General features: G+C 41.0%; 10 protein-coding genes. 3 read left to right on the plus strand and 7 right to left on the minus strand.

Going from position 1 to position 15900, the window contains the following annotated elements; all coding sequences use genetic code 11:
• Positions 1–95: 95 nt before the first annotated feature.
• The 6 genes from HWQ58_RS12015 to HWQ58_RS12040 all read right to left on the minus strand — a co-directional run bounded on the left by HWQ58_RS12015 (position 96) and on the right by HWQ58_RS12040 (position 7754).
• Positions 96–1124: an NAD(P)-dependent oxidoreductase gene (locus tag HWQ58_RS12015; RefSeq protein ID WP_292862188.1), complete on the minus strand. Its 1029-nt coding sequence runs from the start codon at positions 1122–1124 to the stop codon at positions 96–98.
• Between the two features lie 322 nt (positions 1125–1446).
• Positions 1447–2661, minus strand: coding sequence for an L-2-hydroxyglutarate oxidase (gene lhgO / locus HWQ58_RS12020; RefSeq protein WP_292862190.1), 1215 nt, complete (start codon positions 2659–2661; stop codon positions 1447–1449).
• 261 nt (positions 2662–2922) lie between these two features.
• Positions 2923–3696 carry a glucose-1-phosphate cytidylyltransferase gene (rfbF, locus tag HWQ58_RS12025; RefSeq protein WP_292862193.1) on the minus strand — a complete coding sequence of 258 codons (774 nt, stop codon included), beginning with the start codon at positions 3694–3696 and terminating at the stop codon, positions 2923–2925.
• A gap of 327 nt (positions 3697–4023) precedes the next feature.
• Positions 4024–6189 carry a tetratricopeptide repeat protein gene (locus HWQ58_RS12030; RefSeq protein WP_292862196.1) on the minus strand — a complete coding sequence of 722 codons (2166 nt, stop codon included), beginning with the start codon at positions 6187–6189 and terminating at the stop codon, positions 4024–4026.
• Positions 6190–6246: 57 nt separating this feature from the next.
• Positions 6247–7029, minus strand: coding sequence for a PP2C family serine/threonine-protein phosphatase (locus HWQ58_RS12035; protein WP_292862199.1), 783 nt, complete (start codon positions 7027–7029; stop codon positions 6247–6249).
• A gap of 50 nt (positions 7030–7079) precedes the next feature.
• Positions 7080–7754, minus strand: a complete 675-nt coding sequence (locus tag HWQ58_RS12040; protein ID WP_292862202.1) for a VWA domain-containing protein — start codon at positions 7752–7754, stop codon at positions 7080–7082.
• A 757-nt stretch (positions 7755–8511) separates the two neighbouring features.
• Between HWQ58_RS12040 and HWQ58_RS12045 the strand changes: the two genes are divergently transcribed.
• On the plus strand, positions 8512–9897 hold the full coding sequence (locus tag HWQ58_RS12045) for a response regulator (RefSeq protein ID WP_292862204.1): 1386 nt from the start codon (positions 8512–8514) through the stop codon (positions 9895–9897).
• A gap of 272 nt (positions 9898–10169) precedes the next feature.
• Here HWQ58_RS12045 and HWQ58_RS12050 read toward each other — a convergent pair whose 3' ends face one another.
• The gene (locus HWQ58_RS12050) at positions 10170–11360 is read right to left on the minus strand and encodes a hypothetical protein (protein WP_292862207.1); all 1191 of its coding nucleotides are present in this window, start codon (positions 11358–11360) and stop codon (positions 10170–10172) included.
• Positions 11361–12384: 1024 nt separating this feature from the next.
• Between HWQ58_RS12050 and HWQ58_RS12055 the strand changes: the two genes are divergently transcribed.
• Both HWQ58_RS12055 and pheT read left to right on the plus strand, forming a co-directional pair.
• On the plus strand, positions 12385–12894 hold the full coding sequence (locus tag HWQ58_RS12055) for a hypothetical protein (RefSeq protein WP_292862210.1): 510 nt from the start codon (positions 12385–12387) through the stop codon (positions 12892–12894).
• Between the two features lie 327 nt (positions 12895–13221).
• Positions 13222–15672: a phenylalanine--tRNA ligase subunit beta gene (gene pheT / locus HWQ58_RS12060; RefSeq protein WP_292862213.1), complete on the plus strand. Its 2451-nt coding sequence runs from the start codon at positions 13222–13224 to the stop codon at positions 15670–15672.
• Positions 15673–15900 lie beyond the last annotated feature (228 nt).

Consider the following 15900-nt stretch of genomic DNA (forward strand, 5'->3'; position numbering starts at 1 on the left):
GATTCTAAATAATTTTATGGATGGAATAAGCCCGAATCAACACTATTTGATTCGGAAGCTTAGATTATTTGTCCGTTGCTGCTAGGAAACTTTAGCTACTTTTTATTCCAGAAGAAATCTTTGTCAATCTGCTCTGTCCGAATTAGATACTCTAGCTGTTTTAAGCGAGTAAATCCTCTAAACAAGAAAGTATCTTCAGCCATGTGTATTTGACTGAATAAATCAAATAGTTGCTGGGCACCAAGTCGGGCATTCCAATCACATTTAAATCCAGGTAGGATGGTGTTAATTTTCTCGAAAGATACGCGATAGCTGCGGTTATCTGCGCCGTTGTCACCAAAGGATAATTTACAATCTGGGAAAACATCAGCAATAATTTCCGCGATTTCTTTAACGCGATAGTTATTCGCTGTATCTCCCACGTTGAAGATTTGGTTATGTACAATGTCTCGTGGTGCTTCTAAGGTGCAAACTATTGCTTTGCAAATATCCAATGCATGGACTAATGGCCGCCAAGGTGTGCCATCACTAATCATTTTGATTTCTTTGCTAGTCCATGCCAACCCTGCTAAGTTGTTTAAAACAATATCAAAGCGCATTCTAGGAGAAGCACCAAAGGCTGTTGCATTCCGCATAAAGGTGGGAGAGAAGTCATCGTCAGCGAGTGGTGCGACATCTCTTTCTACAAGAGTTTTACATTCTGCGTAGGCTGTTTGGGGATTAACTGCGGATTTTTCTGTGACATCACCTGCGGTAGCAACACCGTAGACACTGCACGAAGACATATATACGAAGCGACGCACACCCATAGCCTTAGCCAAACTAGCCAGACGAACTGAACCTACATGATTAATTTCATAGGTAATATTGGGTGCTAATTGTCCAGCTGGGTCGTTGGAGAGTTCCGCCATGTGAACTATGGCTTCAATACCTTCTAAATCATCAGGAGTGATGTTGCGGATATCTTTATTAAGGGTTTTGGGTGTCACTCCACTAGAGTTGTACAGCCAACCAACTTTATAGAAACCAGTATCTAGACCAATAACTTCATGTCCTCGTTCGATTAACAGAGGCGGTAATAATGAACCTAGATAACCTTCTGTTCCTGTTACTAATATTTTCATTGTGGTTAATTCCTTTTTATTGTGTTGATGAGTTAAATTCTTCGTTTAGCTGGACGCATAGATGTACGCCCTAGAGTGTGTTGCATCCAGAAGGAAAGCGCTATATATGACTTGGCTAACAGTCATTATGTAGTTACTAAAACCTTTGCAGGCTTACTTATTGGGTAGCAGCACTCTATAGCGGTTTTTAATTGATGCATACACTTTTTTTCCGGTGGGACGGGTGTCTTACCTATCCTTTGTATTTTCAGGCAGGCAAAGATGCCCACTATACAAGATTCATCCCTTAATTCAGCAGTCCCGGAAATAATAACTATGCTATCTATGCAATTACTACACTCTCTAGATGCGAAAGTTGGGGAATTTCTGCCACAAGCGCTTTGCCGATTTCTAGAGAAGATGTGGCAGCAGGAGAAGGAGCATTGCAAACATGAATGGAGTTTTGACCAGAAACAATCAAAAAGTCGTCTACAAGCTTGCCATCGTTCATTAAGGCTTGAGCACGGACTCCTGCATGGGTGGGAACTAAGTCTTCTGCTTGCATTTCGGGAATTAGTTTTTGTAAACTTCTGGTGAAGGCTGCTTTGCTAAAAGAACGAATGATTTCTTGGATGCCTTCATCAGCGTGTTTAGCTGCTAACTTCCAAAAACCGCGATAGGTGAAGACTTCCAGAAAATCTCGTAAGTCAAAGTCGGTTTTTTTGTAACCTTCGCGTTTGAGCGATAGAACTGCGTTTGGCCCTGCATGAACGCTACCATCAATCATCCGGGTAAAGTGGACACCCAGGAAGGGGAAATCTGGATTGGGAACTGGGTAGATTAGTGTCTTGACCAGATAGCGTTTTTCTGGGGTGAGTTCGTAGTATTCTCCCCGGAATGGGACAATTTTGGCTTGGGGTTCAACTTGACCTAGTTTGGCGGTGCGATCGCTATGCAATCCAGTACAATTAATTACAAAGCGGGTTTCAAAGTTACCGTTGTTTGTTTGCAGTACCTGATTTTTACCACTTGGAGAGATTTTCAGGACTTTTGTATTCAGGTGTAAATCTCCACCCTGCTGTTGAATTAGCTGGGCATATTTTAAACAAACTTGCTTGTAGTTAACAATACCAGTTGAGGATACCCGAATTCCACCTACACATCTTACGTGAGGTTCAATTTCCTTGACTTCTTCGGGGCTGATTCTCTGGACTTCTATGCCATTGTCTAAGCCGCGTTGATAGAGATTTTCTAAGCGTGGTAGTTCTTGTTCTTCAGTTGCAACAATTACCTTACCACAAACTTCATGGTCAATTCCATGCTTTTGGCAGAATTCTACCATTGAACGAGAACCATTACGACAAAATTTAGCTTTGAAACTTCCTGGCTTGTAGTAAATACCAGAATGAATTACGCCGCTATTATTGCCAGTTTGGTGAAATGCCCATTGGCTCTCTTTTTCTAGTACTAAAATACGCGCATTAGGATAGCGTTTTCCTAAAGCCAACGCTGTTGAGAGTCCAACTATTCCCCCACCTATAATCGCAAAATCATACATTAGTATTATTGTAGCTAAGAGTCAGAGTAAATAAGTGTTTTTTGGAGTTACAATCTAGTACATTAAGACGGAAGCCAACATGCCATATCATAAAATATCAAAACAAAAGCCTGAAATAAAGTTCATTTGACTTTTGACTTTTGAGAGCCAGTTGCTTCTCCCTTGGCGCTAGCCTCTCCCTTTGGGAGAAGGGGAGACGCTGCGCGAACAAGTCGGGGAACCGCAAGGGCGCACTGGCTCCTTTTGACTTCCGCCTAGCGGCTACCATACCTTCCAAGGAGCCTGATTGTTTTTCCACAGCCCTTCGAGATAGTTTTTATCACGTAAAGTATCCATCGGTTGCCAAAACCCATGATGTTTAAAAGCAGATAGCTGTTCCATATCAGCTAGCTTTTCTAATGGCTCTTGCTCCCATACCGTAGAGTCATCAGCAATTAAGTTGATTACTTCTGGTTCTAACACAAAATAACCACCATTAATCCAAGCTCCATCACCTTCCGGTTTTTCCCGAAAGCTGGTGATTTTGGTTTGTTCATATCCTAAAGAAATAGCACCAAAACGTCCGGCTGGTTGAACAGCGGTAAGTGTTCCTAAGCTATTTTGTTCTTTATGAAACTTAATTAGCTCGGTGATATTAATATTACTGACACCATCACCATAAGTAAAGCAAAAAGTCTCGTTACCAAGATGTTCACTGATTCGCTTTAGGCGTCCGCCTGTCATTGTATTATCACCCGTATTTACTAAGGTGACACGCCAGGGTTCTGCATAACCAGAATGCACGTTCATCTGGTTAAAGCGCATGTCAAAGGTTACATCTGACATGTGTAAGAAGTAGTTAGCAAAATACTCTTTAATGATGTAACCTTTATAACCGCAACAAATGATGAAATCATTAATGCCGTGCGCAGAGTATGTTTTCATTATATGCCAGAGAATTGGCTTACCACCAATCTCAACCATCGGCTTGGGTCTAATACTGGTTTCTTCACTGAGGCGTGTACCAAGACCTCCAGCCAAAATCACCACTTTCATGCAATTACCTCGGAGATTTGTAGGGATATGATTATTTGACTTTTTTGAGATGAAGAGGATGCACTTAAATGGAGAAAAATATATTTCTGATTTCTGTTTCTCCGTCAACAATCTAACTGTAATTTCCGATGAAATTATAAAGGTAAGATAAATTAAAATCTTTTCTATATAAAAGCTCTATGAATATCTATAAATACAAAAATAAATTACTTAATAAAATAAAAATATCACCTATAAAATAACTAGGGTTAGTTGGCGCTAACCCTAGTCAGGCTTGATTTTTGAAATCAAAATCAATAATATGCTAGTCAGAAAAGTTACTTGTTTCTAGTTAGTTTTCTCCCCATTAATTGAACCTTGGAATAAAGGGTCACATTTGTTTTCTACAACTACGCACATATTACTGAGTGCTTGCTGATAATTATCCATGTCATCTTGCTCAAGAAATATTTTGGCAGATGCCTGTATATCTTCGACAGCTTTTGTCTGGTTTTTGTTAGCTTCACTACCGCCATATTGTGCCAGTTCATAGCGAACCATACCTCGTTTGAGATATGCTTTTGCTAGTTTAGGGCTTAGAGTTAATGCTTGGTTAAAGTCAGCGATCGCTTGATTATATTCTTGCTGATAATTGCTGCTATATTGAGCAATTTGATAATAGACAACACCCCGCTGAAAGTAAGCTTCGGCTTTGGAAACATTAAGTTTTATTGCCTGAGTAAAATCTGCGATCGCTTTTTTGTAAGCTTGTTGAGATTCACCGCTATATTTAGCCATTTGAGCGCGGACAATCCCCCGTCTGACATAAGCTTCAATTTCATTATTATCCAGACCGATAGCTCGATTATAATCAGCGATCGCTAGATTATATTCTTTATCAGGATCGTTGCTATATTTGGCGAGCATATAGCGGGCATTGCCCCGATTTACCAGAGCTTTGATTTGATTGGGATTGATTTTCAGAGCTTGGCTATAATCTGTAACTGCTCCTTCATAGTCTTTCAGGTTATAGCGGGCATTGCCACGATTTACAATTGCTCTAGCATGTGTCGGTTCTTGTTCAATTGCTTGGCTAAAGTTGACAATTGCTTTCTCATAGTCTCGCTCTTTATAAGCAATATAACCTTGCTGATAAGAATCAGCGAAGCTAAGTTTATTATTTGGATGGGAAGACTTGATTGTTTGTTGGGTGTAAGCATTTTGGGAAACCAACGGCTGAGTAAATTTAATCATTACGTCTGCATATCCCAATAAACCAAAACCCAGCAAACAACAAATAATCGGGTACAACTTTGACTTTTTGGAAGGTTTATAATATGAACCGCTGGGAGTCATTGGCTGCCAGTAATTAGCTAGCTGCGGTGACATGGCTCGTTGGGGAAAATGCGGTGTCTGAGTGTAGCGCTTTCTCGCTTTGATTCGCGGTTGGAGATGTTCTCTAGCTTCTATAGCCCGATGTGATGGAAAGGGGTCGCGTCCGCCTAATCGCACGGTACGTTCGCACCAGGGACAGCTACGCATGTGGTTGTTGTAGCGATGCTGGGGATTTGTCGTGCAGGTAATCAGGGACTCTTCGGCTTCAGCGATGGCTGAGAGCCAAGTCTGGGCACTGGGGCGCAGCTGTGGATTGTTGTGACCTTCTTCAAAACAACGGACAAATAGTTCTTGTAAGCTGGGATGGAGAATTTCCCAAGGGGGTGCAATGGGTGTCGGCAGGTAGGGTACGTAACGCTTTTGGCTGTAAGTGAAATGACCCGATGCAATGCGGGCTTCGTAAGGTGGTGGCTCAATCGCACCTTGAAAAATCCCCGAAAATGGGTGGGTGCCTTCCATTAAGAGTTGAAATACTAGCACCGCCAACCCAAATAAATCGTGAGAGATTTCGCGATCGTGCTGGGCAAAAGTTTTATTCTGTAGTTCTGGTGGAGTAAACTCTGGTTTACCCACTGGACAGCGATAAACAACTTTGTTGTTTGGGTCGGTTACTTGGAAAGAGTCTGTGTCTATCAAAGTCACCAATGCCGTATCGCTGACGAGAATATTGGATTCGTTCACATCACCAATGCAATATCCACTAGCGTGCAAAGCGGCAAAAGCCGCCGCCAGGTTACGAGCCGTGCGGAGCAGGTACTGATAGTTGAATAGGGGGCAGTGTTGCCGACGGGTTCTGGGGTTGTAAAAGTCGATGATTGGACGCATCCCCTGAATACGTGGCATCAAAAAGCCCATGATGCTATTTTTACCATCTGCCGCCCGTAATAAATCTTCTGGCCAAGCGATAGAGATATGCCCTAAACTAGCGGTAGGGTTTTCTGGCGGGTTGGCAAGCATTGCTTGGAGTTTATCAGCATGAGCAGTGGTTGGCTTGTGGTAAATCTTCGCCACCAAATTGCTATCGGATGGTACTGCATAAACGCAAGCTTCACCCCCACGCCCCAAACTGACATTGAGGCTGAGGATTTCTTTTTTAGGGGAACAACGTAGTACCTGCATAATGAAATTACCGCTAACGGGAGTTATTGTAAGATGTGAAACCTGTAGATTGATTGCTCACGAGTCGTTGAATGCGGCTATAATGAGTGTCAAATCATCATCAGTGCGTTGCGTAATCCGCTCTGAGCGTAAAAATTTTACCAATTGCTCCTTCGCTTCTGTCTTATCCTCGGTATTGGCGACAAATTCAAACAGCGGGAAAAAGAATGGTTTGTGAGGTTCGCCAACAACCATATTCAAAGCCAGCATTTGTAATCCGTCGGTGATGATACCAACGTTTTCTATGTCTGTGCGCCATAGTCTCATCTGTGCTGTATCTAAGGCATTGGGTGAAGTTAAAAAAGTGGTTTCGTTGATGTATTCACCGCTATCAGGCATCGTCAGTGCCAATAGGTTGCCCATACAATCTTTTGCCACTGCCAAACCATCACCTATCTGAACTACAGCTACAACTTCTGGTGTGGCAACCAGCATAATTAAGGTAGTTGCTAAATCTTGAGGCTGTTTGTCACAAGTAGCCGCCTCATCTTCCACAGCTTTTTTGGCGGCGAATATGGCATCATTTAAGAGCGATCGCACCAATGTATCATCAGTCAAACTTTTTCGGGTCAGCCCTTTGGTAGAAATGTTTTCTATTGCTGTCTCCACAGCAACCATCGCTCCCACTTTCCCAAGGCTAGCAGAACCCGCGCCATCTGCTGCGGCCGCCACTAAAACATTATCTGACAATATCTGCCAGTGATGAGCATCCTGACATAATTGATTGTTTTTTAAGTGACTTGTACCACATACAGACGCAGCCACAATCCGCCATTGAGCAATCTGTTTTGATATGTTCATAAATTTTTTTCTAGCAGCTAGCTGTGTAAACATCAAGCTGCAATTTTTAATTAAACAGTCCCCCAACCAATTGGCGGTAGTGCTACCTGTTCGTCTACTTGGGAATGAGAAACAGCCGACATACTAGTTGACAGCCAGACAAACATCTCGATAAAATTTAATCCTTTAAGCTTTAAGGGAGTACGTACAGTTATTTGATTTAAACGCGTCATATTCGCATTTTCTACTCCTACTGTAAAGAATGCTACCCGCTTGTTCGCCTCGTCTCCCTGTAGGCGATGGGATGCTTGCTCTACCACTTGCTCTAACTCACCTTGGGGTTCTCCATCGGTAATCATAAATACCCAAGGACGATAGTAAGCAATCCCGTTGGCACGATACTGAGATTTCCGCTCTTGAATTATGTCCAAAGCTTTATGAATTCCCGCACCCATTGTAGTCAAGCCCTGTGCTGTCAAAATAGGCGGATTGAATTGATCGGCAGTCACAAAGTCTTGTACTACATTGATATTACTATCAAAAGTGACGATCGCCACTTCCACCCGTCTAGCGGCTAAAGAATTTTTGACTAATTCATCCTTTAAGCTTAGTAAACCTTGATTTAAAGCTTCAATCGGCTCTCCTTGCATCGACCCAGATGTGTCTAATAAAAGTACACAAGGACAACGTGGTTCTGGGTTCTCAGCAAATTCTACTACTTCATCAAGTCTTAATGTATCATGCATAACTTTTTGTGTTATGTTAAAGTCCAAAGCTTTATTTTCCTTTGCTCAGAGTATATATATCCAATCGCCGAGGCGACTACAGAATATAGTATCTAGTGGTAGATGCTCTAATCTTTATTAAACAAATTATTTTCATGAAGTTCTCTATATACTCTATATATTTAAGATGAACTTGAGCACAGCTTAGTTTAGCAAAAAAGAGTTTATCAAAACCCAGCATTACCTGTTGTAATGTATCTACCAAAAAGTTATATCCATTAAACCTACAGTACAATAAATACGTAAACTTTCCTAGATAAATTTTTAAAGATTTTATGTAGAAGAATCGTTTCTTTAAGGAAGAGTAATTAACCATAATTAAGCTAGTTAACTCTAGAATTATACCAGTGTAACTGCGCGAACTTGGAATCAAATTTACCTCTTGAAGTTAGTGGGTATAAATAAACGTCATTATTAAGGTCTTCACTCAACAGTTGTCAGTAGTAGGTAAAATCCAGAATTAACCAACATCGACTGATAATCTAGCTATGATATGATGTTTACCTTTATTCATACCTACTTGTTTTTTGAGATAGATTAAGTTAAATGTGCCAAATTTAACAAATAACTTAGAAAACTTACAATTTTTAATATATGTACATACTTTAAAATAAATAATTTTTGGGTATAAAAATATTAGAAAGAAAAGAATACTTTATAGCTCATATTTTCAATCTACAAATGTTCAGTTGTTGATTCCGCAAAAAACTTGAAAAATATGAATTACTCAGGTACATTCACCAAACTACGTCCTCTAAGTTTGTTAAGACAATTATCCAATTGTTCCGACAGTACTTGTTTACAAGTATTGAGTAACTCAGTTTCTTGGTCGATTTACTTAGAACAGGGCAAAATAACTTACGCTACCCATTCCGTGGAACCTTTTGATCGACTAGAACGCTATTTGCGACGCCTCAGCCAGCAAATTCCACTCCTTACTAATGAGGTTCGCGTGCAAGTACGGCTGATGTTTGAACTTGACTCACACAGTCAGTTAATCAAAGATGACACTAATTCGAGTAGCCACCCTCCTGAGTATCAGGCTATATCCTGGCTTGTTAGTCAACAACATCTACATTCTACACAAGCAGCAGTACTGGTTCAAGAATTAGTTAAAGAGGTAATTGAATCATTTTTGCTTATCCAAGAAGGTACTTATGAATTAACTGAACCAGTTGAGAGAATGCCAAAAATTTGCAGGCTAGATGTAGAAAAAGTTCTCGACCGTTGCCAAGTAAAATTACAGAATTGGCAGGCTTTTGTACCCAAAATTTCTTCTCCATATCAACGTCCATATCTGTTGATTAATAACAAGTTTGATAACCAAGATTTACCAGACCTCCAGCCAGATTTAACTAACTGGATGAAGGGTTTTAGTCTCTGTCATCTGGCTGCAATTTTGAATCAAGATGAAATTCAACTAGCTCGCAATTTATACCCTTACATCCTTGAGGGTGCGATTATCCTCCATGAACCAGATCCACCATTTGATAAATTACCAAAGATTTTTGAGGAGCGACCGCTTTTCTCAAAATTGATTTCAGGGTTAGTTGACACCAAACAAGAACTAAGTACCACTGTTAATTCTTACCAAAATATTCCTGAAGAGAAAATAGTTTCTGTTCAGCGATTACCACAGATTTCTACTCCTTCAAAAGAAGAATTTCAGGAACCAACAACATCAAATAACATAAATCCTGCTTCCCAAAGAGTAACGGCTGCTACTGTAACAGTACAAAAAGTCCATAAAATTGTTTCTGTAGATGATAGCCCCACAATTCTTAAAGAAATTAGTTATTTCTTAGAAAATGAAAATTTTTCTGTAGTGACTATTAACGATCCAGTGAAAGCCGTTTTGTCAATTATAAGGCACAAACCGGATTTAATTTTGTTGGATTTAAACATGCTAGGAATTGATGGTTATGAGTTGTGCCGAATTATACGAAATAATTCCCTATTTCAAAACACTCCTATTATCTTTGTCACTGGGAATAAAGGGATTGTAGACAAAGTAAAAGCCAAATTAGTCGGGGCTTCTGGTTATTTAACCAAACCGTTTACCCGCGCCGAATTACTAAAAATAGTCTTCATGCATTTGACTTAAATTAACCACTCCAATGAGTTGCGGTTAATTATTTTTTCTATACCTTACCCACTACATTTCAAAGAGTAATACTTCTGGGTTAATTACAGATTGAAATTCTTGAAGTGCCAGAAGGTTGATTCTCGCGCCGCTCAATGAGAGCAATGTCAACTGCAAAGCTTAATCCAGAAGTATTGTATTCAAAATGTAATCAACTCAAGTTGGCAAAAAGGTCATTGCTACAATAGACAGGCTTACCGATGCAAAAACTGGCTCCTGTCTGCGACAAACTTTTAGGCTATGGTAGAGAAATCATAATTTGGGTTGATATAGCCTGGATTTGATATGGCGGATGTTACAAGGTTAGGACTGGTGAGTAAATTGCTGATATCAGTTCCTATATCTTGGCTAGGCTTAGTACTACCTAGTGATATCAGTTGGCCACTAGCAGGGAAATTCCAGCCTTCATTACCAATGAGTGTTTTGTCATCACCACTGGCTTCAATCCGGTTTCCAAGGAGATTGCTGTTAGTTACATTGGCAGTGTTCCCACTACCAAGAATGTCGTTTTTACTACCAGGTAATGTATTGGCATTACCAAGGATGTCGTTGTTATTGCCTAAGTTCCAGTTACCGTTACCGTTGGTTGTGTTCTCGTTACCAAAGCCCCAGTTGCCATTACCTTCGGTTTTGCTGTCATCACCGTAGTTCCAGTTACCGTTACCGTTGGTTGTGTTCTCGTTACCAAAGCCCCAGTTACCATTACCGTCGGTTGTGTTGTTACTACCATATAGCCAGTTACCGTTACCTTGGCCACTGTTACCGATAGCATTTGCACCATCTAATTTTTGAATATCAGATATCCAGTTGTCGCTCTTATAAGGTACAGGTTGACCGTTGCCAGTTTCAGGTAGGTTGCTACCACTTTCCTTGGAAGGCGGAGTGCTGCCAAATGGTAAGTTACCAGGGAGGTTGCTACCGCCACCAGATGCGTTACCACCAGATGCGCCACCACCAGTTAAGGGGTTACTACCGCCACCAGATGCGCCACCACTAGCCAAGGGGTTGCTACCGCCACCAGATGTGCCACCACTAGCCAAGGGGTTGCTCCCGCCACCAGATGCACCACCACCAGCAAAGGGGTTGCTACCATCACCTAAGGCAGTAATATCACCGCCAACGACTTCAATGAGTTGATTGAACGGATTATTGGTATCAGTTAAAGCCCGCTCGTCAAGTGGTCGCTCGTAATTATATTTGTACTTTCCATCTTCACTGGTTGTGGATGAGTTACCACCACCGATGAAGGAAGCGAAAGTATTACTACCACTAGCAGCGCCACCAAAGCTACTGCCACTATCTAGACTGCTGCCATCGCTAGACTGCCATTTGCCATCACTGAAAGAAAAATTGCCATTACCAGTTAAATTGTTGCTAGTACTTTGTGACCCAGTAGTTTGATTGCTATTGCCAGAAGTTGCCATTAAAATTAAACTCCTATTACTCAAATTGAAATCCCTCTATCAAGAGGAAGATCAACGACATGAATGAAAGCATTTTTTTACTTTCATTTTCAATAAAAAATACTAATAAAAACAGCAAGCACCACATCTAGTAAAAGTGTACAAAATCAGCTTTACATTTAAAATGAACAAAACTTCGATTGTCTTGCCGATTTTTTAGATTGGATTGTCTATTCTTTCGATCTTGTTGAGGTAGATTTCAGAAAAATGTCCGATAATCTTTATGGTGAAAGCTTTAGAGGCAGTTTTTACAGTTATTTTCCGGCACAAACAGGGCAAATTTATCTTTTTGGAGTTCTATAATACAATGCAATGTAATTACACTACAAAAAAGAGTGAAGTGTGATTTTTGTAGTCTATTGAGTGAGAAAATATTACTTGTGAGATTTTATCGAGTTTTAAAGATTTAAGTTCTGCGATCGCCAAAGCAAACGCATCTAAATTACTCTCGATCGCAACCAATGTTAAGAACCAACGAAAAAATCAATATTTCTCATTTGATTTATTTTCCAAGTCTCAAAGCCATGTCTACGATGGGCTACGCCTTGTGAAATCGTGGTCATTGCTTATTGCAAAAAACTGGGCTTGTTGAGAACAGAGAAAAAATAATGTCCCTTTTACATAATGTAATAATTGCTAAAATATGGAGTAATAATGCTAGAAAGTAAAACTACAGCCAATCTTCAAGATAAATTAAGCAACAACTTCTTTGAAAAGCACTGTTGAAGTTTTTGAAATCAGAAAAAAGCTTATGTATTTAGATTGCTGGTTTTATGGTATTTTAGCTCAAGCGTGAGAAACCAAATGGCTCTCAATCGTAATGGTTATGCAATAAGCGATGTCTACGACGGGCTGCGCCTACGCACAAAAGTTAGCTAATTGCATTTTGTCTTTTAAAGCTTCACTCTAGCAGAAAACAGAACTATTTATAAGCCTGCTTTCTGGCTCAACTAATAATAAAATTCCTAACTATGGAGTATAAAAAATGAAAATTGTAGTGAGCGCAGCAGTTATCTTAACATTTATTGGTGGAGCAAATTGTCTTCCTAGCTATGGACTCTTATCAAATATCAAGCCTTCAAACATAGAAGTTCAATCAATTGCTCAAGGTAATCATCAACAATTGATGGCTAGAGTTGGAACTACTTTAGATACTCCATTTTATCTTAGATATGGAAAGACAGCTTACCTCCGCACTGAAAATATTGAAATCAAATTTTCAAAAGTTATCCAGGATTCTCGGTGTCCAACTAATGTCACTTGTATTTGGCAAGGGCAAGTTATTATTGGATTAGACATCATAAAAAATGGGAAGCAAGTTTCAACATTAATGCTAACCCTGATTCCAGGTCGCGATCCTTTACCAATTCAACTTTCAGATAAATATTCGGTGAAATTGATCAAGGTTTCCCCGTACCCAATTAGCGGACAGACGATCGCGCTCCAAGACTACATTGTTAAAATTGTTGTTAGTAAAAACGTAGAAACTAAATAACTAACCTTTGACTTTTGACTTTTGACTTTTGACTTTTGACTTCCCTGAAGGGGTTGACACGCTTTTTTTCTAAAACAAAACCCCTGGATTTTTCACAAACGAGAAATCCGGGGGTATGTAGTTTAACGTCAAAATCAACCAAATAAAAATAATGTCTCACTTCCCTGCATAGATACATTCTCAGTATTTACTTTATTTTTACATTGCCAGTCTAACGTAGTAGGATTGTTCAAGTGAAAGGGTACGCCTTGCGGGGCGAGTAGCCATCGATCGCTTCTTGCACCTTAAAATAAGAGCAAAAGACGATTCCTAAAACAAGCACACTCCATGCGTATTTCTCTAAATTGGCTGCGCGAACTAGTAGAGATAAAACTTAGTCCAGAAGAATTAGCCGAAACCCTAACAATGGCAGGGTTTGAGGTTGAAGAGATTGAAGACCGCCGCACTTGGGCAAATGGCGTGGTTATCGGCAAAGTGCTTGAGCGTCAACCCCATCCCAACGCCGATAAATTGAGTGTTTGCCAAGTGGATATCGGTACAGGTGAAACTTTAAATATTGTCTGTGGGGCTGCCAATGTGAAGGCAGATATCTATGTCCCAGTGGCAACCACGGGTACTTACTTACCCAAAATTGATTTAAAAATCAAACCTGCAAAACTGCGTGGTGTCCCATCTCAGGGCATGATTTGTTCTTTAAAGGAACTCGGTTTGCCCACCGATATAGACGGAATTCATATTTTTACCCAGGAAAATTTACCATTGGGTAGTGATGTCCGTCCGTTGCTAGGTTTAGATGATGTAATTTTAGACCTGACTGCAACTGCCAATCGCGCTGATGCTCTAAGTATGGTAGGCGTAGCCAGAGAAGTAGCAGCTTTAACTGGTGGAAAGTTGAGCATTCTTGAACCTGCTGAAGTCTCTATTCCCAAAAATGCCGGAAATTTAGCTTTAAAAATTGCCGATACCCAAGCTTGTCCTGCATACATTGGTACGGTAATTGAACAAATCAAAATTGCTCCATCTCCCGAATGGCTGCAACAGCGTTTGCGGGCGGCTGGGGTACGTCCAATCAGTAATGTGGTGGACATTACTAACTATGTCTTGTTGGAATGGGGACAACCACTGCACGCTTTTGATGGCGATCGCCTAAAATCTGTTGCAGGTAGCGAAAATTTAAGCATCGGTGTTCGCTTCGTCAATAATGGAGAATCCCTCAAAACTCTGGATGGACAAACTCGCACCCTCGCATCCCAAAATTTGTTAATCACCGCTAACGATAAACCCGTTGCCCTGGCGGGAGTCATGGGTGGGGAAGAAACAGAAGTCCATCAAGGTACTCAAAGCCTAGTTTTAGAAGCAGCTTTATTTGATTCCGTGGCAATTCGCCGTTCTTCCCGGAGTGTTGGGTTAAGAAGTGAGGCTTCTGGCAGATACGAACGGGGAGTTAACCGGGCTGAGTTGGAAATAGCCAATCGCCGCGCCTTATCCTTAATTAGCGAATTAGCTAGTGGAATTATAGTTCAGCAAGAAATTGCCGACACCCGCCCCGATCCATCTACTTGGAGTCGTTCTATCGCCCTGCGTTTAGACCGAGTTAATCAGATATTGGGGCCTATCGATTTAGAAGAAGACACAGGCGAACTGCAAAAACAAGATGTTGAGCGCATCCTGACTGCATTGGGGTGTCAGTTGACTCCTTCAAAAGAAGATAGCACCCATCAACCTACGTGGTCAGTTTCCGTACCACCCTATCGTTACCGCGACTTAGAGCGCGAAATTGATTTAATTGAAGAAATCGCCCGTCTCTATGGTTACAACAAATTCTGCGATACTCTACCAGAAAAAGCGGAAGCTGGCTATTTGCCTTTAGATGAGGAAGTGATTCGCAAATTACGAGCTTTCCTCCGGGCTGAAGGATTAACAGAATTAATCCACTATTCTTTAGTCAAACCAGGAGAAGACAGAAATATAGTACTGTCCAATCCCTTATTTGTCGAATATTCAGCACTGCGAACCGATTTGATCTCTGGGTTAATTGATGCCTTTCAATACAATTTAGAGCAGGGTAATGGCGCCCTTAACGGCTTTGAAATCGGGCAAATTTTCTGGCAAGAAGAAGACGGTTTGCAAGAAACAGAAGCCCTGGCGGGAATTGTGGGAGGCGATCGCACCCTTGGCAAATGGTCAAAAAGTGGACGCGAAGAACCCATCACCTGGTTTGAAGCCAAAGGCATTTTAGAAAGTGTATTTCGGCAACTTAGCTTGGAAATCGAATTTCAACCCGATCGCCGCGACGATCGCTTACATCCAGGACGCACCGCTTCCCTGTGGATTGGGGGTAACAGACTGGGGATTTTTGGACAACTCCATCCCCAACTGCGACGAGAAAAAGGTTTACCAGATTCCGTTTATGTTTTTCAGTTGGATCTAGATGTGCTTTTAGATTCTCTGGGAGAAGATGAAATTCTCGTCTCCACATTCCAGCCTTATTCTACATATCCAGCTAGCGATCGCGACATCGCCTTTTTCGCACCCGTGAAAATTTCAGTTGTCGAAATTGAAAAAGTAATTACCAAAGCCGGCAAAGATTTGCTCGAATCGGTGGAATTATTTGATGAATATCGGGGTGAAAACGTCCCCGAAGGACAGCGGAGTTTAGCATTCCGCTTAATTTATCGGGCTAGCGATCGTACTCTTACTGAGGCAGAAGTCGAACCAGTACACAATAAAGTCCGCGAAGCCTTGGTGGAAAAATTCGGTGTCAACCTGAGAAGTTAGAAGTTACGAGTTTTTTAGCTGGTTTTTCGCGTCAGTTTTACCCCACCCTAACCCTCCCCTGTTATTTCGGCGTACGCATTTGTTATTTCGGCGTACGCATTTGTTATTTCGGCGAACTCATTTGTTATTTCGGCGTACGCATTTGTTATTTCGGCGTACGCATTTGTTATTTTGGCGTACGCATTTGTTATTTCGGCGAACTCATTTGTTATTTCGGCGTACGCATTT

This window comes from Nostoc sp. LPT, from assembly GCF_017115165.1.
Lineage (GTDB): Bacteria > Cyanobacteriota > Cyanobacteriia > Cyanobacteriales > Nostocaceae > Nostoc.